At 52.5% G+C, this 21278-nt stretch carries 29 protein-coding genes; 15 read left to right on the forward strand and 14 right to left on the reverse strand.

All coding sequences use genetic code 11. The features are described from left to right. Nucleotides 1–2: 2 nt before the first annotated feature. From YERSI8AC_RS13720 to YERSI8AC_RS13735, 4 genes are read left to right on the forward strand one after another with little or no spacing between them, the layout of a single operon-like run. Nucleotides 3–899, forward strand: a complete 897-nt coding sequence (locus YERSI8AC_RS13720) for an ABC transporter permease (protein ID WP_022523129.1) — start codon at nt 3–5, stop codon at nt 897–899. After that, entirely contained in the window at nt 896–1684 is a 789-nt protein-coding gene (locus YERSI8AC_RS13725; protein ID WP_022523128.1) for an ABC transporter permease, read from the forward strand. The genes YERSI8AC_RS13720 and YERSI8AC_RS13725 overlap by 4 nt, the downstream gene beginning before the upstream one ends. A 23-nt stretch (nt 1685–1707) precedes the next feature. Continuing rightward, nucleotides 1708–2790 carry an ABC transporter ATP-binding protein gene (locus tag YERSI8AC_RS13730; RefSeq protein WP_159176895.1) on the forward strand — a complete coding sequence of 361 codons (1083 nt, stop codon included), beginning with the start codon at nt 1708–1710 and terminating at the stop codon, nt 2788–2790. Further along, entirely contained in the window at nt 2783–3649 is an 867-nt protein-coding gene (locus YERSI8AC_RS13735) for a phosphodiesterase (RefSeq protein ID WP_159176896.1), read from the forward strand. The genes YERSI8AC_RS13730 and YERSI8AC_RS13735 overlap by 8 nt, the downstream gene beginning before the upstream one ends. Here the strand turns inward: YERSI8AC_RS13735 and YERSI8AC_RS13740 are convergent. Then, a complete protein-coding gene (locus tag YERSI8AC_RS13740) occupies nt 3646–4509 on the reverse strand; it encodes a bifunctional transcriptional activator/DNA repair enzyme AdaA (RefSeq protein WP_022523125.1) in 864 nt (287 codons plus the stop codon). The genes YERSI8AC_RS13735 and YERSI8AC_RS13740 overlap by 4 nt on opposite strands. 341 nt (nt 4510–4850) lie before the next feature. Between YERSI8AC_RS13740 and YERSI8AC_RS13745 the strand changes: the two genes are divergently transcribed. Both YERSI8AC_RS13745 and YERSI8AC_RS13750 read left to right on the forward strand, forming a co-directional pair. Continuing rightward, nucleotides 4851–5771: a glutaminase gene (locus tag YERSI8AC_RS13745; protein WP_039859115.1), complete on the forward strand. Its 921-nt coding sequence runs from the start codon at nt 4851–4853 to the stop codon at nt 5769–5771. Nucleotides 5772–5863: 92 nt separating this feature from the next. Beyond that, on the forward strand, nt 5864–6469 hold the full coding sequence (locus YERSI8AC_RS13750; protein WP_041158561.1) for a LysE family translocator: 606 nt from the start codon (nt 5864–5866) through the stop codon (nt 6467–6469). Here the strand turns inward: YERSI8AC_RS13750 and YERSI8AC_RS13755 are convergent. Further along, on the reverse strand, nt 6455–7288 hold the full coding sequence (locus YERSI8AC_RS13755) for an AraC family transcriptional regulator (protein WP_009287024.1): 834 nt from the start codon (nt 7286–7288) through the stop codon (nt 6455–6457). The genes YERSI8AC_RS13750 and YERSI8AC_RS13755 overlap by 15 nt on opposite strands. A 145-nt stretch (nt 7289–7433) precedes the next feature. Here YERSI8AC_RS13755 and YERSI8AC_RS13760 point away from each other — a divergent pair, with 145 nt between their 5' ends. Continuing rightward, nucleotides 7434–8252: a DUF1206 domain-containing protein gene (locus tag YERSI8AC_RS13760; RefSeq protein WP_159176897.1), complete on the forward strand. Its 819-nt coding sequence runs from the start codon at nt 7434–7436 to the stop codon at nt 8250–8252. 192 nt (nt 8253–8444) lie between these two features. On the opposite strand, the gene YERSI8AC_RS13765 is transcribed toward YERSI8AC_RS13760, so the two are convergent. The 4 genes from YERSI8AC_RS13765 to YERSI8AC_RS13780 all read right to left on the reverse strand — a co-directional run bounded on the left by YERSI8AC_RS13765 (nt 8445) and on the right by YERSI8AC_RS13780 (nt 11688). Next, nucleotides 8445–8762 (reverse strand): antibiotic biosynthesis monooxygenase family protein, encoded by a 318-nt coding sequence (locus YERSI8AC_RS13765; protein ID WP_022523120.1) that lies wholly within the window; start codon nt 8760–8762, stop codon nt 8445–8447. 124 nt (nt 8763–8886) lie between these two features. Next, entirely contained in the window at nt 8887–9675 is a 789-nt protein-coding gene (locus tag YERSI8AC_RS13770; RefSeq protein WP_009287026.1) for a slipin family protein, read from the reverse strand. A gap of 46 nt (nt 9676–9721) precedes the next feature. Further along, nucleotides 9722–11074, reverse strand: a complete 1353-nt coding sequence (locus YERSI8AC_RS13775; protein WP_022523119.1) for an NfeD family protein — start codon at nt 11072–11074, stop codon at nt 9722–9724. Between the two features lie 206 nt (nt 11075–11280). After that, a complete protein-coding gene (locus tag YERSI8AC_RS13780; protein WP_022523117.1) occupies nt 11281–11688 on the reverse strand; it encodes a DUF4019 domain-containing protein in 408 nt (135 codons plus the stop codon). A gap of 201 nt (nt 11689–11889) precedes the next feature. Between YERSI8AC_RS13780 and YERSI8AC_RS13785 the strand changes: the two genes are divergently transcribed. After that, the gene (locus tag YERSI8AC_RS13785; RefSeq protein ID WP_022523116.1) at nt 11890–12633 is read left to right on the forward strand and encodes a class I SAM-dependent DNA methyltransferase; all 744 of its coding nucleotides are present in this window, start codon (nt 11890–11892) and stop codon (nt 12631–12633) included. 10 nt (nt 12634–12643) lie between these two features. Here the strand turns inward: YERSI8AC_RS13785 and YERSI8AC_RS13790 are convergent, their stop codons facing one another. Both YERSI8AC_RS13790 and YERSI8AC_RS13795 read right to left on the reverse strand, forming a co-directional pair. Next, nucleotides 12644–13279: a LysE family translocator gene (locus YERSI8AC_RS13790; protein WP_159176898.1), complete on the reverse strand. Its 636-nt coding sequence runs from the start codon at nt 13277–13279 to the stop codon at nt 12644–12646. Beyond that, nucleotides 13276–13692, reverse strand: a complete 417-nt coding sequence (locus YERSI8AC_RS13795) for a GNAT family N-acetyltransferase (protein WP_082116880.1) — start codon at nt 13690–13692, stop codon at nt 13276–13278. Before YERSI8AC_RS13795 ends, YERSI8AC_RS13790 begins: the two co-directional genes overlap by 4 nt. A 100-nt stretch (nt 13693–13792) precedes the next feature. Between YERSI8AC_RS13795 and YERSI8AC_RS13800 the strand changes: the two genes are divergently transcribed. From YERSI8AC_RS13800 to YERSI8AC_RS13825, 6 genes are all read left to right on the forward strand, one after another. Next, a complete protein-coding gene (locus tag YERSI8AC_RS13800; protein WP_022523113.1) occupies nt 13793–14389 on the forward strand; it encodes a GNAT family N-acetyltransferase in 597 nt (198 codons plus the stop codon). 203 nt (nt 14390–14592) lie between these two features. Beyond that, nucleotides 14593–15159, forward strand: coding sequence for an isochorismatase family protein (locus YERSI8AC_RS13805; RefSeq protein ID WP_159176899.1), 567 nt, complete (start codon nt 14593–14595; stop codon nt 15157–15159). After that, nucleotides 15152–16159, forward strand: a complete 1008-nt coding sequence (locus YERSI8AC_RS13810) for a GlxA family transcriptional regulator (protein WP_027957575.1) — start codon at nt 15152–15154, stop codon at nt 16157–16159. The genes YERSI8AC_RS13805 and YERSI8AC_RS13810 overlap by 8 nt, the downstream gene beginning before the upstream one ends. Before the next feature lie 45 nt (nt 16160–16204). After that, nucleotides 16205–17008 (forward strand): helix-turn-helix transcriptional regulator, encoded by an 804-nt coding sequence (locus YERSI8AC_RS13815; protein WP_022523109.1) that lies wholly within the window; start codon nt 16205–16207, stop codon nt 17006–17008. 52 nt (nt 17009–17060) lie between these two features. Then, on the forward strand, nt 17061–17516 hold the full coding sequence (locus YERSI8AC_RS13820) for a carboxymuconolactone decarboxylase family protein (protein WP_009287032.1): 456 nt from the start codon (nt 17061–17063) through the stop codon (nt 17514–17516). 45 nt (nt 17517–17561) lie between these two features. Next, the gene (locus tag YERSI8AC_RS13825) at nt 17562–17768 is read left to right on the forward strand and encodes a YrhK family protein (protein ID WP_022523108.1); all 207 of its coding nucleotides are present in this window, start codon (nt 17562–17564) and stop codon (nt 17766–17768) included. A gap of 50 nt (nt 17769–17818) precedes the next feature. Here YERSI8AC_RS13825 and YERSI8AC_RS13830 read toward each other — a convergent pair whose 3' ends face one another. Next, complete coding sequence (locus YERSI8AC_RS13830; RefSeq protein WP_027957577.1) at nt 17819–18100, reverse strand: putative quinol monooxygenase; 282 nt, start codon at nt 18098–18100, stop codon at nt 17819–17821. A gap of 181 nt (nt 18101–18281) precedes the next feature. Here YERSI8AC_RS13830 and YERSI8AC_RS13835 point away from each other — a divergent pair, with 181 nt between their 5' ends. Next, the gene (locus YERSI8AC_RS13835) at nt 18282–18575 is read left to right on the forward strand and encodes an addiction module protein (RefSeq protein WP_236557453.1); all 294 of its coding nucleotides are present in this window, start codon (nt 18282–18284) and stop codon (nt 18573–18575) included. Here YERSI8AC_RS13835 and YERSI8AC_RS13840 read toward each other — a convergent pair. From YERSI8AC_RS13840 to YERSI8AC_RS13860, 5 genes are all read right to left on the reverse strand, one after another. Further along, complete coding sequence (locus YERSI8AC_RS13840; RefSeq protein ID WP_159176901.1) at nt 18484–18990, reverse strand: GNAT family N-acetyltransferase; 507 nt, start codon at nt 18988–18990, stop codon at nt 18484–18486. The genes YERSI8AC_RS13835 and YERSI8AC_RS13840 overlap by 92 nt on opposite strands. A gap of 141 nt (nt 18991–19131) precedes the next feature. Further along, nucleotides 19132–19623, reverse strand: a complete 492-nt coding sequence (locus tag YERSI8AC_RS13845; RefSeq protein ID WP_041158568.1) for a RidA family protein — start codon at nt 19621–19623, stop codon at nt 19132–19134. 60 nt (nt 19624–19683) lie between these two features. Continuing rightward, the gene (locus YERSI8AC_RS13850; protein ID WP_159176902.1) at nt 19684–20130 is read right to left on the reverse strand and encodes a hypothetical protein; all 447 of its coding nucleotides are present in this window, start codon (nt 20128–20130) and stop codon (nt 19684–19686) included. 93 nt (nt 20131–20223) lie between these two features. Next, nucleotides 20224–20772, reverse strand: a complete 549-nt coding sequence (locus YERSI8AC_RS13855; protein ID WP_027957583.1) for a nucleotidyltransferase family protein — start codon at nt 20770–20772, stop codon at nt 20224–20226. 94 nt (nt 20773–20866) lie between these two features. Then, nucleotides 20867–21262 carry a GFA family protein gene (locus YERSI8AC_RS13860; RefSeq protein WP_159176903.1) on the reverse strand — a complete coding sequence of 132 codons (396 nt, stop codon included), beginning with the start codon at nt 21260–21262 and terminating at the stop codon, nt 20867–20869. Between the last annotated feature and the right edge of the window lie 16 nt (nt 21263–21278).

Consider the following 21278-nt stretch of genomic DNA (forward strand, 5'->3'; position numbering starts at 1 on the left):
TCATGACAGCGGCATCCAAGCAGCCCTCCGGGGCTGCTTCTTACCTAAGTCGACCATCGACGATGGTAGGCCCAGCCCGGCGTAAACGCTTTATCGCGTTGTTCGCCTTACTGCCTGCCCTGGTGATTTTCTGCGCCTTTTGGCTACTGCCTTTTTCGCGTCTGATCATGATGGGCGCCGAGGCTGATCCAAGCAGCGGTATTAGCGCTTACCTGACTATTCTTACCCATCGTCAGTACTTAATCAGCCTGGCGACCACCGTTGGTCTTTCGCTGATAGTGTCACTGGTAGCGGTTGCCATTGCGGGCGTTGCCGGATTTTTTCTCGCCCGCCAGCGTTTTTTTGGCAAGTCCATACTAGTGGCTATCCTCACCTTTCCGCTGGCTTTCCCAGGCGTGGTGGTGGGCTTTTTGGTCATCATGCTGGGAGGGCGTCAAGGTGCCTTGGCGCAGACCAGCCTGTGGCTGTTTGGCGAGCGCTGGATGTTCGCCTACTCACTGGCCGGGCTATTTATTGGTTACCTTTACTTCTCCATTCCTCGCGTTATCACCACTGTGATGGCTGCCTGCGACAACCTGGATAGAAGCCTTGAAGAGGCAGCTCGCTCGTTAGGTGCTAACACCTGGCAGGTCACCAAAGACGTCATCGTACCCGGCATTGCTCCCGCGCTGCTCTCAACCGGTGCCATCTGCTTTGCCACCAGTATGGGCGCCTTTGGTACGGCGTTTACCCTGGGCACGCAGTTGAGCATTCTACCGCTCAATATCTACGGCGAATTCACCAACTACGCTAACTTCGCCATGGCAGCCGCGCTTTCAGTGGTATTGGGCGTGATCACCTGGATGGCATTGAGTCTTGCCCGCAGGCTGGCTGGCGGCAACTTGGGAGCCTCGGTATGAAATCTCGCCTACGCTTCACGCTGCAATTGGGCTTCACCCTGCTGGTGTGCCTGTTCATGATCGTGCCCGTCGCCATGTCGGTCATGGCGGGGCTGACCGAAAACTACTTTGTCGGCCTTGAGAGTGGCCTGACCCTGCGCTGGGTGGATGAGGTGTGGCAGCTCTACGCCGATACCATCTGGCTCTCAATTAAACTGGCGCTGGCCTGCTTATTGATCACTATCCTGATTGGCGTACCCGCCGCCTATGGCCTGCTGCGCAGCCGTCGCCGCTGGGCCAATGCGCTTGAAGAACTCCTACTGCTACCAGTTGCCGTGCCTGGGCTGGCCACCGCGCTTGCCCTACTGCTTGCCTATGGCAGCTACCGTGAATTTCGTGGCAGCTGGCTATTTATTCTTGTTGGCCATGTGCTGTTTACCTTGCCCTTTATGGTGCGCGCGGTGCTCTCCGTGATGCAAACCGCCAAGCTTCCCCAACTGGAAGAAGCCGCCGCCAGCTTAGGCGCCAGTTTTCGGCAACGCTTTTTCGGGGTGGTCATCCCCAACTGTATGAGCGGTATTTTGGCGGGGGCGCTGATGGTGGTCACCCTATCGATCGGTGAATTCAACATTACCTGGATGCTGCATACCCCATTAACCAAAACGCTACCGGTCGGCTTAGCCGACAGCTATGCCTCGATGCGCCTTGAAATCGGCTCAGCCTACACGCTGATATTTCTGGTGATGGTGGTGCCCTTGCTAGTGGCGATTCAGTGGGCAGGCCGACTCACCGAGCAGCGCCGCTAAGTTTTATTATTTGAGAATCCGTTATGAGTTCATCTGTCAGCATTACGCTACACCAATGCAGCCGCACCTTCGCTGGCGGCAACACAGCGCTCCAGCCGCTTGATTTACAGGTCGATGCGGGCGAAACCCTGGTACTGCTGGGCCCTTCCGGCTGCGGTAAAACCACCACCCTGCGCATTATTAGCGGCCTGGAAAGCCCCGACAAAGGCGGGCAAGTAATGTTTGGCGAGCGTGATGTCACCGCTCTGCCGATTGAACAGCGCGACGTGGGAATGGTGTTTCAAAACTACGCGCTATTTCCCAATATGAGCGTTGCCGACAATATTGCCTACGGGCTCAAAATACAGCGTTTGCCCCGTGCCGAGATCGCCCATCGGCTTGACGAAGTCATGCATATGGTCGACCTACAAGGCTTTGGTGACCGGCGCATCGACGCCCTCTCCGGTGGCCAAAAACAGCGTGTGGCTCTTGCCCGTGCGATTGCTGTTCGCCCCAAGGTGCTGCTGTTTGATGAGCCGTTGGCAGCTCTAGACGCGAAACTGCGCGACCGCTTACGCATCGAGATTGGCCAGCTTCTACGGGAGCTAGGCACCACGGCGGTCTACGTCACCCACGATCAAGATGAGGCGATGGCCTTGGGTGACCGCATCGCGGTAATGCAAGCCGGACGCATCGCGCAGTTGGGCACCCCCCAAGAGATTTATCATCAGCCGGCCAATGCCTTTGTAGCCGATTTTATTGGTGCGGTTAACTGCCTGGAGGTGATCAGCACACGCGCCGATGGAAGATTGGTCGTCCATGGCGGTGAACTCATCGCTGCCCATTTGCAGGGAGTATCCACTGTCTACTGCCGTCCAGAAGACATTCAGGTGGTTTCCGTTGACCAAGCCGATGTAACAGGCAAGGTGGTACAGAGCATCTTCCTGGGCCAGACCCAGCGCCTGATGGTGGACACGGGCGGCGCTTCGCCGCTCCAGATTGAGGCACCCTCTCGCCAGCGCTGGCCAAACGGTACCGCGATTGGTTTGTCCCTCGCTTCTAACGTGCTTTTTCATCCAGATAAGCCCACTGCCCCTGTTAATGCCAAGGAGATGGCCAATGGCTGATCAAGGTTTAAACGCTCAGAAAGTTCCTCATGCCCAGCAATGCCTTATCGCCCAGATTAGCGATCCGCATATCAAGGCGGGCGGGAAACTCTCTTACCGCCAGGTAGATACCGCCAGTGCGCTGCGCCAAGCAATCAGCACGCTCAATCAGCTAGCGCCGCGGCCCGACCTGGTGCTAATTAGCGGTGACTTGGTTGATTTTGGCCACCCTAGCGAGTACGCCACCTTTAAGCAGATTCTGGCTGAGTTAATGCTGCCCGTGTACTTGATCCCTGGCAATCATGATGACCGCGAGCATCTGCGCGCCGCCTTTCCCGAGCACCGTTACCTGTTTCAGCACCGCGACTATTTACACTGGGTCGTGGATGACTACCCGGTGCGCATTGTAGGGCTCGACTCATCGGTGCCCGGCAAACCCCATGGTGAGCTAAGCGATGAAAGCCTGCAGTGGCTAGACACTACGCTGGCAGAGCATCCCGAAAAACCGACTCTCGTCATGGTGCATCACCACCCTTTTGTTAGTGGCATCGACCATATGGATCTCCAGCCGCTGAAGCGAACAGACGCGCTAGCCGACGTCATTGGCAAACATGTCCAGGTCGAGCGCGTGCTCTGTGGGCATCTGCACCGTTCGATCCAGGCGCGCTTTGCTAACACTTTGGCGATTAGCTGCCCTGGGGTTTCCCACCAGGTGAGTTTGGATCTCACCCCAGACGGCCCCTCCAGCTTTCAGCTAGAGCCCCCCGGTTACCTGCTACACCAGTGGTCGGCAACTAACGGCATGGTGACTCACCAAGGGTTTATCCAGCGCTATCCTGGCCCCTTCCCGTTTTTTGATGCGAACGGGCTGATTGATTAGGTCGTTAAACTGGGGGCGAGCGCTGTGTTATCTGTGTGAGCCAGCGCCAGCTCCCAGGCTTGTACCATCTGCTTTTTCTCTAATCCCCAGCGGTAACCACCGAGTGCACCGCTTTGTTGAATCACCCGGTGGCAGGGGATCCATAACGCGATGGGGTTAGCGCCCACTGCATTGCCCACTGCTCGGGACGATTTAGGTGATCCCAGCGCCTGAGCAATATGGGAATAGCTGGCAAATTGCCCCTCGGGGATCGTTAACAGCGCTCGCCAAACCGCTATTTGGAAGTTGGTGCCAGTGACGTGTAGCGAGACAGCGGTAGCCCCCTCTTCAGGCTCAGTAAACAGCCTTTCCACCGCATAGCGAGTGGACTCAGTGTTATGTTGAAGGGTGCTGCGCGGCCACTCCTTGGCCAACCTTGCCAGTAACTCCTCTGAATTAGTCGTATCGACAAACCCCATTCGGCAGATACCCCGGGGCGTAACCGCGACGAATAGGCGACCTAAAGGTGTTTCGTGAACGCCATAAGCGATCTCCACTCCTTCACCCTGGCGCTTATACTCGCCGGGCGTGACCGCCTCTAACTGAACAAAGTGGTCGTAAAGCCGCGAGCCACCGCTCAGCCCAAGGGTATGGGCGATATCCAGCAAAGAAGTGGACGAATGCATCAACTGCTTACCGCGCTCTAAGGTGAGTGCCTGCAAAAAGCGTTTGGGACTAATCCCCGCATAACGACAAAACAGTCGCTGGAAGTGGAAGGCACTCAAATGAACATGAGCAGCTACCGTTTCCAGGTTGGGCTGTTCCGCCGCATGAGCCACCATATAGGCCATGGCTTTTTCGATACGCTCATAGTCATTCATTGGGTTATCTCTCTGACCGTCGGAGCTGCTTAGGCTTTGTACGAAAACTGACTGCGCTCGACAATACTGCGTTAAAAATCGCCTCGAAACGCTCATTTACACCCCGTAAACTCCGCTTTCTCGTTGATTTTTGCCTTGTCTAGTCTTCGCTCGCCGACTTTTCGTACAAAGCCTAGTTCCTTTCAGCCTAAGCCTTCACGGGCAAGTTGCCGACCCGAATCTTGCGCACTGGCAGGTGATCAGACAGTTTATGTTTAAAAGAGGCGTTATGTTTAACAGACATTTCCACCAGTTTTCGCTAGGGTAATGCCCCGCCTCCATTGACGGTACACGATACGCCCATGCAAGACTTGATCAATGACATTGCAGCAGCCATGGCAAACGCCGAAGAACGCGGTAAGGTCGCAGACTATATTCCCGAGCTTGGCCATGTTGACCCACAGCAGTTTGCCATTTCGCTCGCCACGGTGGATGGCAAAGTGTACTCGGCAGGTTGTGCTACCACGCCCTTCTCAATTCAAAGTATCTCTAAAGTATTTACGCTGACCATTGCACTTGGGCAAGTGGGTGATTCGCTGTGGTCAAAAGTTGGCCGCGAGCCCTCAGGGGATCCCTTCAACTCCATCGTGCAACTAGAGCATGAAAGCGGCAAACCGCGTAACCCGTTTATCAATGCCGGGGCCATTGCGGTAGTCGATGCGATCATGATGGGCCACGAGCCCAAAGAGACACTTGGCGAGATTCTTAGCTTTGTGCGCTATATCGCCGATGACGACAGCATTTACTTCGACCACGCGGTGGCCGCTTCAGAAATGGCCCACCGCGACCGCAACGCCTCACTGGCGCACTTTATGAAAGCCTTTGGCCGCCTACGCCATGATGTCGATAAGGTGCTAGGCACCTATTTTCACCAGTGCGCTATCGCCATGAGCTGTGAGCAGTTGGCCCATGCCGGGCTATTTTTGGCCTCGGATGGTATCAACAAACCCAGTGGCATTCGCGTGGTAGCCCCCCAGCGCGCACGGCGTATCAATTCACTAATGATGATGTGCGGGCACTACGACGCCTCGGGAGAGTTCGCATTTCGCGTCGGCCTGCCTGGCAAAAGTGGCGTGGGCGGTGGCATTCTGGCGATTGCACCCGGCCATGGCTCCATCGCAGTTTGGTCGCCGGGGCTGGATGCCTACGGCAACAGTTTTCTGGGCACCCAGGCGCTCGAAATGTTTGTGCAGCGCACCGGCTGGTCGGTTTTTGGGCATTAGCAGGGCAACGCTTTAAGCAACGATCTCAATTTTGTTCAATACCGCCCACAAGCGCTACTGCATTCTCCTTGCATTATCTGAGGAGAATGACAATGAGCGCTTCACCCCTGCTATCTTTGCTGCTACCCATGTCCGCCTTTGCCCTCGCAGCGTCTATCTCGCCGGGGCCGGTCAACATCGTTTGTTTGAGTAGCGGTACGCACTACCCTATTGCTAAAGGGCTTGTTTTTGTAACCGGCGCCACGCTGGGGTTTATCGCGCTATTTTTAGCCATCGGCGCGGGGCTTTACTCACTGCTGAATGTGCTGCCGCTGCTGGAAGAGTTTTTACGCTGGGCAGGCATTCTGTTTTTACTCTATCTCAGCTATCAACTTTTACAGCACGATGGGCGCTTGCAGGAGAGAGGCGGCGTCAAAGCGCCAGGGTTTATGACAGGTGCCATGATGCAGTGGCTCAACCCCAAGGCGTGGCTGGCGTCTGCCGCTGGCATTGGCGCCTACACCACTGCTAATGAGCCCCATCTGCTATGGCTGTTCGCCGGCCTTTATCTGCCTATTTGCTGGCTATCGCTAGCCAGTTGGGTATATGCAGGCGCTTTTCTGAAACGCTATGTTCATCGTCCTATCATCTTACTGACGATTAACCGCGCACTCGCTATCTGCCTGGCGGCTAGCGCTATTGTCTTACTGGTTGAGTAGCGGGTAGCGGTACTGGTTGGGTGTCGCTGCTACCAGCCGCTTGAACGTCCTTTGAAAGTGGGGCTGGTCATTAAAGCCAGCGTTCAAAGCCGCCTCAACGATAGGTTGCCCTTGTTTTAACGCTTGCTGCCCCAGCTGAATGCGCTGATTAATCAGGTAAGCATGGGGTGTTAGTCCGAAGTGCTGTTTAAAGGCGCGAATCAGGTGCCCAGCACTATAGCCGGACTGCTCACATAGGCGTTCTAGCGATATATCAGCGCTACAATTGGCACGCAAATAGGCCGCGACCTGTTCTAGCGCACTGGGCGCTTGGGGCAATACCGCGGGGGATTCCTGAGCAAGCACTTGCATCATGATGGACAAGTATTCGACTAGCGCCGTTTGCTTATCGCTAATCTCGCGATGTTCATCCAGCAAACAAGCAGCCATATCGCAGTACCCGGCATAAAGCGCTGGCTGGGTAATGACGGCGGTGGCGATATCTTGCCAATACGGCGTATTCAACAGGCCCAATTGGTAACGCAATTCACTCAGCCACTCGGTATCGACGTAGAGCATCATGTACGCCCAGGGCTGGTTCTCGATGGGGTTGCAGGCATGCACCCAGTAGGGGTTCATCATAACGATGTCACCCGCACTAATCTGATGCGTCGCATCGCGATAGCAAAAAGTGCTTTTACCTGCGGTAATGGCCCCCAGCGACCAATGCGTATGGCTGTGCGGCGCATAGCAAACTTGTCGCGCGTCGCTAATCTTGCGCAGCTCCACATAGGGCATACGCGCATCGCGCCAGAAGATAGGTGACGAAATGGTACTCATATTCTGCTCGTGTTATTCAAAAATAGCCTTTGACGCTTCGGCTTGGCCTAGGCTGGACAATAGCACAGCAGAAGCACAGTATGGGCTGCTATATACGCTAGATTGCATAGGGATGCGCAACGCCATAATTTGTCAGGAGGACACCATGGCCAATAGTATGAATAACCCCGACCACCGTGATGCAATTACCCTTTTCGCCCGTATGGGATACGCCTCTCGGGGCATTGTGTATGTATTAGTCGGCGGCCTTGCAGCGCTGGCAGCTTTTGGGCAAGGCGGCCAAACAGAAGGCAGTCGGGGCGCCTTAGAACGCGTGCTCACCGCTCCTTTCGGAAAAGTCTTGTTAGCCCTTATGGCCATCGGCTTGGTGGGCTACGCGATGTGGCGGACTATCCAAGCAGTTAAAGACACCGACCATCACGGCAACGGCGCCAAGGGGCTGGCAATTCGTGCGGGCTTATTGGCAAGCGCCTTTACCCACACGTTGTTGGCTTTTTTTGCCGCCACGCTCATCTTTCAATTGGCGGGCTCTTCGGGTGATTCAGGTGGTGGTTCACAAGGTGTCGCGGGCTGGCTGATGCAGCAGCCTTTCGGGCGCTGGCTGGTCGCTGGGGTTGGCCTAATCATGATAGGGGTAGGTATGGCCCACGCGCTTAAAGGCTACAAGGCCAAATTCGACAAACACTTCGCTATGCCACCACAAACGCAACAATGGGCCTACCCTATTTGCCGTTTCGGCTTAGTGATTCGTGGTGCTGTGTTTGTGATCGTGGGTAGCTTTTTTATCATCGCCGCTTATCAAATCAATCCCAATCAAGCAGGCGGTATGAGCGAGGTGTTTAGCACCCTGCGAAGCCAGCCCTTCGGTCAGTGGTTGCTTGGTTTTGTCGCGCTGGGACTTTTTGCGTTTGGCCTTTACAGCCTATTAGCGGCTGTCTATCGCCGCATTAATCCCGAAGTGTAGAGACCTGCATGGCCATAACATCCAAATGCACTAAGTAGTGGTTTGAGCGCATTAACCGCTCGAAGAATATGCTGTGTCTACTCGCCACCCTCTCCTTTCTGGAGACTATTCTTCTGCCCATTCCTATTGAACTGGTATTGATACCCTTGTTGCTGTTGCTGGTGGTGTAAGCCGTGAATCGGTGGCAACCAGCTAAATACCGTAATCTCGCTCGACTTTGGCGATACGGGTTTTGAAGTGCTGGTACCACTGCTGATGGCCTAGCCGCTGAGCTTCTTGATGCTCAGCATGGGCTTTCCACGCTTTAATAGATGCCAAATCGGCCCAGTAAGAAACTGTTACACCCACCTCATTACGGGCAGACTCCACCCCTAAAAACCCCGGCTGCTGTGCTGCAAGCTCAACCATTCTTGCGGCCATTGCGTCATAGCCGTTATCGACCTCGGTGCGTAGTGAAGTGAAAATAACGGCGTAGTAAGGCGGTTCAGGGGTAGTGGCAATCAGGGACATGGCATCACCGGGATCCTTGGATCAGAGGCTTCGAAGCATATCCCATGAAACAAAAAATGTATTCAGGGAGCCCACTGCCAGTTGCTGCCAAACCGTACCACAGGCAGTGGGAAGAGCTGTGAGCCTAGGCGTCATCCTGCGCCTTACCAGGCGTCGCTGCCGTATGCTTGGCTTTCATATCCTTGAACGCTTCCATGATGTCCATGGGCAGCGGGAAAACGATTGTCGAGGCATTCTTGTTGCTCATGTCGCTCATGGTTTGCAGGTAGCGCAGTTGCAGCGCAGCAGAGTTTTCCTGCATGACATTGGCCGCCTCGACCAGTTTCTTGGATGCTTGCAGTTCCCCTTCAGCGTGAATCACCTTAGCGCGACGCTCACGCTCCGCCTCTGCCTGGCGCGCAATGGCGCGAATCATGCTCTCATCCAAATCTACATGCTTAATTTCAACATTGGCGACCTTGATACCCCACGCTTCGGTTTGGGTATCGATGATTTCCTGGATATCGTCGTTGAGCTTATCGCGCTCGGAAAGCATCTCATCCAGATCATGCTTACCCAGCACGGAACGCAAAGTGGTCTGTGCTAGTTGACTGGTCGCCTGGGTAAAATTCTCGACTTGAATGATCGCCTTTTCTGGATCGACGACGCGGAAATAAAGCACCGCATTAACTTTAACGGTGACGTTATCCTGAGAGATTACGTCCTGTTCCGGCACATCCATGGTAATGACGCGCAGATCCACCACCTCCATCTTCTGAATGGCGGGGATCACAATGACTAGCCCAGGCCCTTTCACTATCTGATAACGCCCCAGAAAGAACACTACGCCGCGTTTATATTCTGGCAGTATGCGAATAGAGGCAGCGATCAACATCACCACCAGCACGACAGGAACTAAATACGAAATAATCATTGGACACCTCGTTTAGCTGTGGGTCGGTTATGTCAGAAAGTGGGCACTAGCGGGGCGTCACATATACCGTCAAGCCATCAAGGCGCACCACCACAAGCTTCTCACCTCGTTTGACTGGCACATCGCTTACTGCGTTCCAGCGCTCGCCATGCAGCCTTACATGGCCGCTGGTCTCAAAATCATCCAGTGCAACCGCATCTGCGCCGATTAACTGCTCCGCGCCAGTGTGTGCCGGACGACGGCGCAGCGTTGCAAAGCGTGTTAACGTCCATAGCATTAGCCCCCCGGACATCAATGCCACACCACCGATTAGAGGTAGCGAAATGGCAAGATGCTCCGCGTCCATCAGCATTACCGAGCCAAGCACAAAGGCAATGATGCCGCCAACCCCCAGCACGCCGAAGCTAGGCATAAATGCCTCACCCACCATCAACGCCAGCCCGACCACCATCAGCGCAAGCCCGGCGTAGTTAATCGGCAGCACCTGAAACGCAAACAGGGCGAGCAGCAAGCAAATCAAGCCAATGGTGCCGGGGAACAGACTGCCGGGATTGGCCAGCTCGAAAACCAGCCCGTAAAAGCCGATGACCATCAAGAAGAAGGCTATGTTGGGATTAGTGATCAGCGATAGCACCTGGGTGCGCCAATCAGGGTCGAAGCGCTCAATGGTGAGGCCTGCGGTCTCAAGCGTGGCATCACCGCTTTCCATGACCACGCTCATGCCGTCAATCTGCTCAAGGAGATCGTCAAGATCGCGCGCCACCACATTGATGACGTTCTGCTCCAGCGCCTCGCTGGCAGTGAGATTGACCGCATTGCGCACGGCCTCTTCAGCCCAATCGGCATTGCGATCATGGCGTTCCGCTAGGCTGCGGATAAAGCTCACCGCATCTTCCATCACCTTGCGTTCCATGGCGCTGCCCTCGGACTCCTCAGCCGAATTATCTTCTTCGTCTTCATCGCTGCCGAGCAGCCCACCGCCCATCTGTACCGGCGTGGCCGAGCCGAGATGCGTCGAGGGGGCCATGGCAGCCACGTGGCTACCGTAAAGTAGATAGGTGCCCGCGCTTGCCGCTCGCGCACCACTGGGGAAAACGTACATCACCACGGGAATGTCAGCGTTGAGCATCTCGCGAATCATGTCGCGGGTGGTGTCGACCAACCCGCCGGGGGTATCGAGCTCGACGATCACCACCTCACTGCCCTGCTCGCGGGCTTTATCCAGCCCACGCTCAAAGTAGTCCTTGGTAGCCGGGCCGATGGCGCCTTCAATATTAAGCACCAGAACGCTTGGTGAAGCGCTTTGTGCCATGGCCTGCCATGTAAACGACATAGTAGCCATTAGCAAACCGGCAACCATCAACCAGAGCCAGTGCGGTTTGAGAGAAAGGGTTTGCATACCCACTCCTCGCATTCAACGCCTTGAACATTCCCGTCTGAATCTGCAGCCTATCCATAGCAACATACACAAGGCTATCTACTCAACGTAGCAGCCAAATTGAGCTTCGTCATGAACAACGTGATGGCAGGATTCGAGGGGAAAAGGAGCCTGAACCAAGGCGATGCTGCAAACCAGAGGTGGTTGCAATATTTTTGAGGAGTCGGTTAGTTCAAGTAATAACCACTAACTTTCCACGTGCCCTCTTCCAAGTGAGGAGTGATGGTTTCCGTAATCTGCGATGATCTGTTTTCAAAACGTGTTTGGAACGTCAAAACCGCGTAGTCATCTCTTGGAGCCCCAGGCATAGAGGTTTCGCGGACAACGCTTACTCGCCGACGCGACTGAACCGCACCAAAGTCACGACGCGCTGCACCAATCGTCCGTTCTAACATGTGCGGTGAAAGCGGCTTTTTTAGTAGTGAAGATGACGATTCCCATGCCTGCTCATACTGACCACTATCGATGGCTTCTAGCCACGCCAACGCCGCCGCCTCTGCCGCACTCGAGTTTGCCTGCGCTTGGTTAGACAGAATGAGAAGCAAGGTGATGATAAAGATCAGCATTTTCGGCATAACGGGCACTCTCGGCATTTAGCAACGACCAGAGAAATCTCGATGGTCTTAGGTATATATCGGTCATCGTCAGAGTTTCTTTAGGGCTGCAAGATGTATTTGCGTAATCGTTAAACTCCAAGCTGTGCCTGCTTCTCAAACCCTACTCGCTCGTTTACTATGCGCCACCCACCCTATTTCAGTAGCCACTATTAGGTCACTATGTCCGTCAATGCCCTCTATACCGACCTTTCTGGCTACTACGATTTGATGTGCGTGGATATCGACTATCAAGCGCAAAGCCACGCCATTCGCAGGCTGCATCAGATTTTCGGTAACGGCGGAACGACACACCTAGATTTAGCCTGTGGCACCGGCCCACACGTGCGCCATTTTATTGATTTTGGATACGCCAGTAGCGGGCTTGATATTAATCAACCCATGCTGGATATTGCCACCACGCGTTGCTCAGAAGCACACTTCACGTTGCAAGACATGAGTGACTTCAAGGCCAACGAGCCTCAAGACTTAATCACCTGCTTTTTATACTCAATCCACTACAACGATGGGATTGAAAAGCTAAAAGCGTGTATATCCAGTGCTCATTGTGCCCTCAAGTCTGGTGGTATTTTCTGTTTTAACGCAGTCGATAAAGACAAAATCGATAACGCTTTATCTGTTAAACACAGCGCCCAACAAGAAAGCGATTTATTCACGTTCCGCTCGGGATGGCACTACAGTGGCCAAGGTGAAAAGCAGTCGCTTAGGCTCAGCATTGAAAAAGCCAACGCTGAAGGAACACAGCTATGGAACGACGAACACCCCATGGTAGCCGTCAGCTTTGCGGAGTTAAGCGCACTCTTAGCGCCTCACTTTGAGGTTCATGTGTTTGAGCACAACTATGAAAAAATCATCCCCTGGGATAACGCCTCTGGAAACGCTATTTTTGTCTGTGTGAAGGTTTAGTCGTCTTCGACTAGCGGTTCTCCACTTTCTCAAGAAATATCACTGATAACCCCGCTGCAATGAACATTGCTCCAGCGCCCATATTCAGGCCTTGAATTACGCGCGGACGACTCTCCAACCAGCGCGCAAACATAGATGAAAAGAGACCCAGCACGGCGAATATAGCGAATGCCATAAAAGCAAACCAAGCACCTAGCAATAGCGTTTGCAACGCAATCGATCCCTGCGCCGGCGATACAAATTGAGGAATAAATGCCAAGATAAATAGCGCGGGCTTCGGATTAAGCACGTTGGTTAGAAACCCAGTGGTTAAAACCTCGCAGTAAGACAAACGACGATGCGATGAAAATGCAATCAAGTCTCTGGAACGTAATGCTTTAATACCTAACCAAATCAAATACCCGGCCCCAATCAATTTAACGGCGCTAAAGGCAACGGCAGAGGTCTGGATAAGAGCCGCCAAACCAAGAAAAGCGACAACCACATGCACCATCAGCCCCATTCCAGCTCCTACGCTGGAGACACAAGCCGCTAGACGCCCCTGGCTAAGTCCACGACTAACGGCGAGTATATTATCAGGCCCCGGCACTAGAATTATTAAAACGCATGCGGCAGTGAAAGCCATCCATGTTTCGATTGGTATCATGTCTCTCTCCTATCCCAAAACTTACGCTTACCCGTATTAATGGCAAAACCGTGCGTGCGCATCGGATGGGGCGTTATGCATTGAACCCTACCTGATACCTCTGCTTGCTTGGGCTGAATCCTGAAGACTCGTAGAACCTGTGTCGCGGGGTCTTTAGACCTCGTCATAAGCGCCGCTTTATAACAGCCAGCTTGCTGGGCAAAGTCTATAGCACACCTAAGATTGGCCTTACCGATACGTTGCTTGCGGTGATCCTTGGAAACAATCACATTTTCAATGATTGCATACGGTCGACCAGACCAACTCAAATTAGCACACATATTTACGGTACAGGTACCCATCATGCCATTATCAGTGAAGGTACTAACGATACATCCCCCCTTTATGATATTGAACCAAAGACCCGCGGCAATTCCTCATCCACTACTGAAGTTGCCTCATCCCTGCAAATAAAAATTAATTCACTGCGTCTGTGACCAATAGTCATTTCTCTTTGAATCTAGGAGCCAGTATATGAACGTTCTGATTCAGAAAGGCTTTAACCTTGAGAAGGCTGGGCCTGTCGCTAAGCTATATGAAGAAGCTTTCGGCGCTAAATTCGCGAGCGCAATACCTGACAAGGCTAAGCGCATTCAATTACTCTCCGACTGTTTTGTCCCTGAATTTTCCTTTACTGCCATCTTTGAAGATGAGGTCATTGGGCTAGCAGGGTTTCAGCAGCCCAATGGTTCGCTAACGAGCGGAATCGGGATGAAACAGCTGATAGGCAAGCTTGGAACATTGAAAGGGCTCTGGGCATGTCTGGTGTTCAGCTTATTCGAGCGCAAGCCAAAATCTCAAGAATTGGTGATGGATGGGATTGCTGTCGATAGCCGATTCCGAGGGCGAGGCATAGGTTCCAGACTCTTGGATAGCATTATTGCACATGCCGTGGATAATGGTTTCGAGACGATCCGCTTAGACGTTATCGATAGCAACCCGAGAGCAAGGAGGCTGTACGAGTCCAAGGGATTTATCGCCGTAAACGAAGAGCATTTTCCCTACTTGAAATGGTTAATCGGCTTTTCTGGGTCAACAACCATGGTGTTGAAGGTAGCAAGTTTAACTTAGCAGACAATGCTCGCCCTCTCGAAAGCATATCCCTTCAGAGGTGAGAGCCTGGCGCCTAGATGTTCATTCATAATCGCCATTGTCAGATATTACCCTTCGGCCACACATGGCCGAAATTGCCCCCTTTGTGACCGCTTAACGCATCGTTGGCAGAATGCGTAACAGCTAATCTGTAACCTCACTTCAACACGATGAGATTAGCCATGAACCAGCCTAAAACCGCATTACTATTAATTGATGTTCAAGCCTCGTTCCCTGCCCGCGATTACTGGGTAGAATCACTGGCTCAGGCGTGGCGTCCCAAGCAGCGTGCGGTGCTGAACGCAGCCCAGACCAACGATATACCGGTTGTGCGCATTCTGCATGAGGCACCTGGCAGCCAAGGGGCTTTCGACCCTGACGGTGGCCTTATTCGTCCGCTTGATGACTTTAACGATGAAGTGGCGGTAACCTTTCATAAACGTGCGCATAACGCGTTCAGCGATACCTCACTAGAAAGCTGGTTACGGGAGCGAGGCATTGAACGGCTGGCGATTAGCGGTATTCGTACCGAGCAATGCTGCGAAACCACCGCACGGGTGGCGTCGGATTTAGGGTTTAGCGTCGACTTTATCAGCGATGCTACCCTAACGTTCCCCATGACACGCCACGGCATCACCTGGTCAGCAGATGATATTAAGGCGCGCACCGAACTGGTACTTGAAGACCGCTTTGCGCGTATTATCAGCACACAAGACATGATCAACGAATGGCAAAACCCCCGTGAGTGAAGAGCAACACAATAGCCAACCGCCATCCACAAGAGCCACCACCTTGCGGGTGGCGGTACTGATGATGCCCGGCCAAGTGCCACTTGATTTGGTTGGCCCACTTCAGGTCTTACAGTGTGCTGACCGGCTTTCGATAGACATTCAGGTGCGCTATCTCGGCCCCAAAGCGGCCATGCAGTGGCTAGGGCCGCTGACCCTTAGCGGCATCGATCCCTTGCCTGAACAGCTTCCTACTCAAGATTTACTGCTTATTCCTGGTCAGTACCGCAATAGCCTTGAGCCATTAGCGCAGCAAGAGTGTGTTGCTTGGCTCAAAGCGAATGCCCACTATGCAGATACGCTGATGACCGTTTGCTCGGGCACGCTATTACTGGCAGACGCGGGCCTGTTAAAGGGAAGACGCTGTACCACCCACCACGCGCTAATCGAGCAGTTACAAGCCAAAGCCCCACAAGCAAAGGTACAAAGTGATTGTATCTTTACCGAGGACGGGCGCTATTTAACCAGCGCGGGGATTTCGACCGGCATTGATACCATGCTGTACTGGCTTACCCGTGCTTGTGGCCATTCACTGGCCTTGGCGGTAGCGCGAGAGATGGTGCTGTATCTTCGTCGCAGTGGTCAGGAGCCTCAGTTGGGTGCATGGCTTGAGGGCCGCAATCATGTGGATGAACGGCTGCATCGCGTTCAAGATGCAATATGTGCCGCCCCTTCGCAAACCTGGCGTATCGAGACATTGGCGGCTCAGGCAGCCATGAGTGAGCGTCATTTTCGGCGCCAATTCAAAAGCCTCACCGGCATGCTGGTGGGCGACTACATTATGGGGTTGCGCCTGCAGCGAGCCAAAGCGTTAATGACCGAAACGACATGGACGCTAGCGCGTATCGCCGAAGCATCCGGATTCGGGGATGAGCGGCAGCTAAGGCGCAACTGGGCTCGCCAGGAAAAAGCGCCGCCTAGTGTATGGCGCCGGGCCAGCTCCCAGATGCTGCGTGATTGAGTTAATGTGAGCCATCATTAAAAAAACATACCATTGGTTAACGCCATGACCGAGTTCATCTTGCCAAGCAACGCTAACGATCTAAATTTTCGGCATCGCCTGCCTGATAAACGCTTAGCCCCGTGGGTTCAGTGCCTTTGGTCAATGGGGCGCCCAGGGCATCTCACTGAATCAAGAACCGAAAAGTTCTACCCTGATGCCGGTGCTAGCCTCAGCATCAAGCTCACCAGCCCCCACCCCATTATCACGCTCTGTTTCAACAAAACCACGTTGATAGAGACACTCGACACCACCGCACCCTGTCTGGGCATTCGTTTTAAGGCAGCCGGCACCCACTGCTTGCTGGGTTTGCTACCCGAAGCATTCACAGATACACACTATCGCTTGGATAACGAGCTTGAACCATTAGGATTGCAAGGATTAATACCTGTGGTAGAGCGCCTCTACCAGTCGGACTCGCAACAGGGTTTACGCCTGCTGGAAACATGGTTGTTACATCGACTAGAAAGCCAGCCACCCGCCAATAGCCGTATCACTAAGATTGTTCAAGCCATTGGAGCACTTCAGCTTCCGCCCCAACAGTTAGGCGCCACGCTAGGGTTTACTCGACGTACCCTGGAGCGCAAATTAAAACGCGAGGTGGGCGTTACCCCAGGCCAATTAGTGGCCTATGCCCGGCTGAACCGAGCCCGCCATGGACTGCTTGCAACCACGCTGCCCCTAACGGAAATAGCCCTGCAATGCGGCTACTATGACCAAGCTCACTTCACCCATGCCTTCCAATCACTCGCCTATGAAACGCCCGCCGCCTATCGCAAGCGCAAACTGTCGCAAATTTACAAGGCGTAAAAAAACCTCGACGTTAAGCTGAGCTCTCAACTTACTCACCGAGGTCACCCACATGTCTACTCGTATCTCTCAACAGTCTGTATATCGCCTTTGCCCCCGCCTAGCTAAGCACCTGACGGCACTAGGCGACGTTGCCCCAGACTCAACGGTTGATCGCTCGATAATCCACTTGGTCAACCTACGTGTTTCGCAAATTAATCACTGCTGCTTTTGTCAGCACATGCATTCGCAAGAGGCCAGAGACGATGGCGAACACCAGGTTCGCTTAGACGTATTGCCTGCTTGGCGTGAAGCCCCCTGCTTCAGCACACAAGAGCGCGCCGCACTCGCCTGGGCCGAAGCACTAACACTGGTCAGCCAGCAAGCGGTGAGTGACAACGACTATCAAAACGCCCTAGCTGCGTTTGGTGAGCAGGGGCTAATTGACCTCACCGCCATTATTGTCCAAATCAACAGTTGGAATCGGGTATCGGTGGGCTTTCAGTTTGCACCGGACATCAGTATTTAAGCACTGTGAGGCTCTTGAAAGTAATAGTTCAGATAAGGAAATAAAATGAACAGTGAGATAGCGCAGCATCAACAGCTACCCAACCTACTCGGTCTCTTATCAAGCTTATTTTTCTTCTTTGGCAGTCTTTTGTTTCTTCCCGCTTTTGCGAGCTACGCAACCGTAGGCGTATGGTGTTTTGTAATGGGCTCACTGATCATGTTCATTATTTACGTGATGAGTATGAGAGATACTGGTAAGAAGCGCGGCTAATAGAGCACACATACGAAAGTAAGAAACGTCGGTTATAGCCGCTGGGTTAGCTACCCAGCGGATTGCTGACTGTAATGCCTTTCAATATTGGCTGAAACCTTACCCCAGGCGGAGGATTTCACTCTAGCTTGATGTCGCTCAAAAGAGTCTCGGTCAATGAACTCTTCATACACATCAAATCGATAGGGGTTAATAGTGCCTTGAACAACCTCAAAAACGAGGCAGCCGGGCTCAGACAGGGTTAACCGCTTATGGTTGATGAGCTCTGCTTTAACAGCGTTCAGATCCGGCTCGGGGACGATGATAAATCCTTTCAGTATGACCTTTGGCATTGATTTCCTCGGCGCAGAATCTGCCAACTGCGCTAATGATATGGTTCCGCAACAGTCCATAGGCAGGCATGATGGCCTTGTTAGCAAGTGTAATTTACTGCATGATTTTGACATTGCCGTTTCTATGAGGCTGGGTAAATAGATGAATACAGCACAACTTGAAACCATCACGAACGAAGCAATGACCCTATCGGAGAAAGAGCGGGCTAAACTCGCTCATGATTTGGTAGCAAGCCTAGATGGTGTGGCTGAAATCAGTGTATCGGAAGCTTGGGACGCGGAGATATGTCGCAGAATCAATGAGATTGAATCTGGCAAAATCAAATCTTTAGATGTCAGTGAAGTCCTTGAGCGAGCCAGAGCTCGGTTAAGGAACCGCCCCTCTACTGCTGAGTTAACCGATACTGCCTCACTGGACGGCCATGAAACTCAAGGATGTCGAACTCAGAAAACCCAGCTTTCTCTGCGACCTTAAGTGATGCACCATTTTCAGGCTCAATAATAGCCACCACCGACGATAGCTGCTTTTGATTAAGTGCATTATGGAGTACCGCTTGCACTGACTCAGACGCCAGCCCCTGCCCCCAGTACCGTTTGGCTAGCCGATAGCCTAGACTCATCTCCTCAACACCATTGACCTCTTCGGGGCTGATACCGCAAAAGCCAACAAGATTTCCAGAATCCTTCTCTACTAAGGCCCACGGCCCGATGCTGTGAGCTGCATAGCTCTCCAAACACCACTCGATAAACCGCCGAGTCGCCGTTTCATCGCAAACGCCTCGAATCGAATATTTCATCACCTCAGGGTCGCTAAGGATATTGGCCAACTCGGGAACATCGTCTAAGGACAACGTTCTTATAACCAGCCTCTCCGTTTCACAAATTTGCACCCTTTCCTCCTTGTTGATGATGCTCTCGGAAAGCGCTAGCTCCGAACCCGATTGATTTCCGGCAGGAGTGTGCCTTTACTGAGCCTAAGCCCTCGGCGTTTGGCAAAAGCTACCAAAAGTGGGGACAGCTCAAGGAAGAGGTTAAGCGTCGCGATGGTGTGGAGAAGAGCCTGAAAACTCAACGATGGCTTCAATTTCCACAGCAAACCCCTTCGGCAATGAGCCAACCCCAATGGCAGAGCGTGCATGCTCACCGCGCTCACCAAGAACAGTAACAAACAGGTCGGAACAACCGTTGATGACTTCAGTGTGAGAAGTAAAGTTAGGATCAGCATTGACCATACCAAACACCTTCACGACACGCTGAACCCGATCAAAGTCACCCAGCGCTTCTTTAATGAGCGCAAGGAGATACAGGCCAACCTCTTGAGCGTACATCCGAGCCTGCTCAACAGTGACTTCCTGCCCAACTTTTGGGACAACAACTCCCTCTTCTCGCAACGGAGCACCCTTACCTGACAGATAGAGCATGTTGTCCGAAATGGCATAGGAACGAAAGCTGCCCCTTGGCGTGGTAACGACGGGTAGTTCCAATCCCAACGAACGAATACGCTCTTCCACGGTTGATTTCATTACAGGCTCCACGTATATGCTGTTAAGGTTTTAATAACAACGCGCACTGGTGCTGGTTTATTAAAGATCTAGACGATAAACATTCCACTTCTTGATCTCACTGAAACCAAAACTACTTATAAGATCATACCCAATATTGAACTCTTTAAGAACACGCATCTCAGCTCTACAACAATTCTCAGACTGTGACTCATTTACAGCATTCTGTAGTAAAATACTTTTATTTTCATCGCCATCAAAACCATCGATCAAGTACAGATCCTCAATATAAAGAACGCGGGATCCAACGTAACTCGCAAACTTAAAATTATATATATAGAAGCCAATGGGCTGGTTGTCTTGATAAGCCAATAATCCAAAACAAGCAGGCGTAGAGGCCAAAAAAGCGTCGGCGTAACTTGTTCTATCAGCAGTAAACAGGTGCTTTTGATTTTCAGACTCAGCAAGCTTGACATTCAAGTCATAAAGATCGTTGATATTTTCATCATTTACTCTAGCAAGTTCCATAGCTTCATTTCCTATTAATTTTCAACCAATTTTCACGGTAAAGAAAATAGTTGATCTCGGTGCAGTGCTAAGCCCTGCCGATACAACAATCATCTATAAGACCTTTACCACCAACCTTGGCCAGGTTTGTAGCCATCGCTTAGCGCATATTCGGGCATCAAAATCTGTTCGCTTTGGTCGTTTGGGATTTAAGGTAATGGTATAGTCAAACAGAGGCTTAACACCAAAGGGAGCTACAAGAATAACGTCTCCATCATCATCCAAAGCAGCGCCTACAGCAGTTTCTACTTCTACCCAGAAACTCATGGCATCTTCAGTGGACGTATACGGACAGTCATTATTTCTCTCGTGCATTCTTGCCTGGTTCTTTACCGACCAGGGAAACGTTGAGACTTCCCTTAATCCTTGCTCGATCTCATGATCGCGGGAATCGCTTATGTCGTCAGGATCGAAGTAAATTAAATCGATGTCGTTAAGGGCCGTATTCTTCGAAAAATTATGCAGCTTGTCCCACACCAAGTTTCTAACGAATCCAGCAGCGAGACACCACCCCGGCAGCTTCCGCGCAGCCGCTATTGTCAGCGCCTCCATACGTGCCTGATCACTCATCAGCCATTTTTTGACCAGCGCTTCATGCTCCATCTCAATACCTTACTACCAATGCGCCTATTTTGACTTGCTGGGTGGTGCTGAACCATCCAACGCTGGACACGTTATAGCTCCCCTATCCCTGCTGCTACAGATCAACCTCATGATTGATACCGTCGCTAACCGGTACACCATCCAAATCACAGGGGTTAACGCCTTCCAGGCACCCGACATTGAACCCATACACAGTGGGGTTCGAGCGCGTTTGGTGGTGGGTGTAGATGCCGCAGTTTGAACAGAAGTAGTGCTTTGCGACACCTGAATTGAACTGATAAAGCTTTAGATGCTCGGCGCCGCGGAGAATGCGAAGACCGTTCAATGGTACATAGGCCATAACAGCGCCTTTGCGCCTGCAAATAGAGCAGTTACACCGTTTCGGGTCAACAAGCCCCTCAGGCAGATCGAGTTCGAGCTCCACCATGCCGCAGTGGCATGTAGCCCTGTGCCTAGGTTGAATGTTAACTCCGCCCACTTGCTTGACCACAGCCTTCTCCCTCGTA

It is taken from the genome of Halomonas sp. 113 (genome assembly GCF_904067645.1).
Taxonomy (GTDB): domain Bacteria; phylum Pseudomonadota; class Gammaproteobacteria; order Pseudomonadales; family Halomonadaceae; genus Vreelandella; species Vreelandella titanicae.

What these genes read in the sequence shown, in the direction of transcription:
- YERSI8AC_RS13800 (WP_022523113.1), top strand. Translation starts at nt 13,793, where the DNA reads ATGAACGTTCTGATTCAGAAAGGCTTTAACCTTGAGAAGGCTGGGCCT.
- YERSI8AC_RS13765 (WP_022523120.1), bottom strand. Translation starts at nt 8,762, where the DNA reads ATGTCCCTGATTGCCACTACCCCTGAACCGCCTTACTACGCCGTTATT.
- YERSI8AC_RS13760 (WP_159176897.1), top strand. Translation starts at nt 7,434, where the DNA reads ATGGCCAATAGTATGAATAACCCCGACCACCGTGATGCAATTACCCTT.
- YERSI8AC_RS13735 (WP_159176896.1), top strand. Translation starts at nt 2,783, where the DNA reads ATGGCTGATCAAGGTTTAAACGCTCAGAAAGTTCCTCATGCCCAGCAA.
- YERSI8AC_RS13845 (WP_041158568.1), bottom strand. Translation starts at nt 19,623, where the DNA reads ATGAAATCAACCGTGGAAGAGCGTATTCGTTCGTTGGGATTGGAACTA.
- YERSI8AC_RS13835 (WP_236557453.1), top strand. Translation starts at nt 18,282, where the DNA reads ATGACCCTATCGGAGAAAGAGCGGGCTAAACTCGCTCATGATTTGGTA.
- YERSI8AC_RS13745 (WP_039859115.1), top strand. Translation starts at nt 4,851, where the DNA reads ATGCAAGACTTGATCAATGACATTGCAGCAGCCATGGCAAACGCCGAA.
- YERSI8AC_RS13775 (WP_022523119.1), bottom strand. Translation starts at nt 11,074, where the DNA reads ATGCAAACCCTTTCTCTCAAACCGCACTGGCTCTGGTTGATGGTTGCC.
- YERSI8AC_RS13855 (WP_027957583.1), bottom strand. Translation starts at nt 20,772, where the DNA reads ATGGAGCATGAAGCGCTGGTCAAAAAATGGCTGATGAGTGATCAGGCA.
- YERSI8AC_RS13755 (WP_009287024.1), bottom strand. Translation starts at nt 7,288, where the DNA reads ATGAGTACCATTTCGTCACCTATCTTCTGGCGCGATGCGCGTATGCCC.
- YERSI8AC_RS13805 (WP_159176899.1), top strand. Translation starts at nt 14,593, where the DNA reads ATGAACCAGCCTAAAACCGCATTACTATTAATTGATGTTCAAGCCTCG.
- YERSI8AC_RS13720 (WP_022523129.1), top strand. Translation starts at nt 3, where the DNA reads ATGACAGCGGCATCCAAGCAGCCCTCCGGGGCTGCTTCTTACCTAAGT.
- YERSI8AC_RS13815 (WP_022523109.1), top strand. Translation starts at nt 16,205, where the DNA reads ATGACCGAGTTCATCTTGCCAAGCAACGCTAACGATCTAAATTTTCGG.
- YERSI8AC_RS13780 (WP_022523117.1), bottom strand. Translation starts at nt 11,688, where the DNA reads ATGCCGAAAATGCTGATCTTTATCATCACCTTGCTTCTCATTCTGTCT.
- YERSI8AC_RS13850 (WP_159176902.1), bottom strand. Translation starts at nt 20,130, where the DNA reads ATGGAACTTGCTAGAGTAAATGATGAAAATATCAACGATCTTTATGAC.
- YERSI8AC_RS13785 (WP_022523116.1), top strand. Translation starts at nt 11,890, where the DNA reads ATGTCCGTCAATGCCCTCTATACCGACCTTTCTGGCTACTACGATTTG.
- YERSI8AC_RS13740 (WP_022523125.1), bottom strand. Translation starts at nt 4,509, where the DNA reads ATGAATGACTATGAGCGTATCGAAAAAGCCATGGCCTATATGGTGGCT.
- YERSI8AC_RS13730 (WP_159176895.1), top strand. Translation starts at nt 1,708, where the DNA reads ATGAGTTCATCTGTCAGCATTACGCTACACCAATGCAGCCGCACCTTC.
- YERSI8AC_RS13820 (WP_009287032.1), top strand. Translation starts at nt 17,061, where the DNA reads ATGTCTACTCGTATCTCTCAACAGTCTGTATATCGCCTTTGCCCCCGC.
- YERSI8AC_RS13750 (WP_041158561.1), top strand. Translation starts at nt 5,864, where the DNA reads ATGAGCGCTTCACCCCTGCTATCTTTGCTGCTACCCATGTCCGCCTTT.
- YERSI8AC_RS13770 (WP_009287026.1), bottom strand. Translation starts at nt 9,675, where the DNA reads ATGATTATTTCGTATTTAGTTCCTGTCGTGCTGGTGGTGATGTTGATC.
- YERSI8AC_RS13830 (WP_027957577.1), bottom strand. Translation starts at nt 18,100, where the DNA reads ATGCCAAAGGTCATACTGAAAGGATTTATCATCGTCCCCGAGCCGGAT.
- YERSI8AC_RS13825 (WP_022523108.1), top strand. Translation starts at nt 17,562, where the DNA reads ATGAACAGTGAGATAGCGCAGCATCAACAGCTACCCAACCTACTCGGT.
- YERSI8AC_RS13790 (WP_159176898.1), bottom strand. Translation starts at nt 13,279, where the DNA reads ATGATACCAATCGAAACATGGATGGCTTTCACTGCCGCATGCGTTTTA.
- YERSI8AC_RS13725 (WP_022523128.1), top strand. Translation starts at nt 896, where the DNA reads ATGAAATCTCGCCTACGCTTCACGCTGCAATTGGGCTTCACCCTGCTG.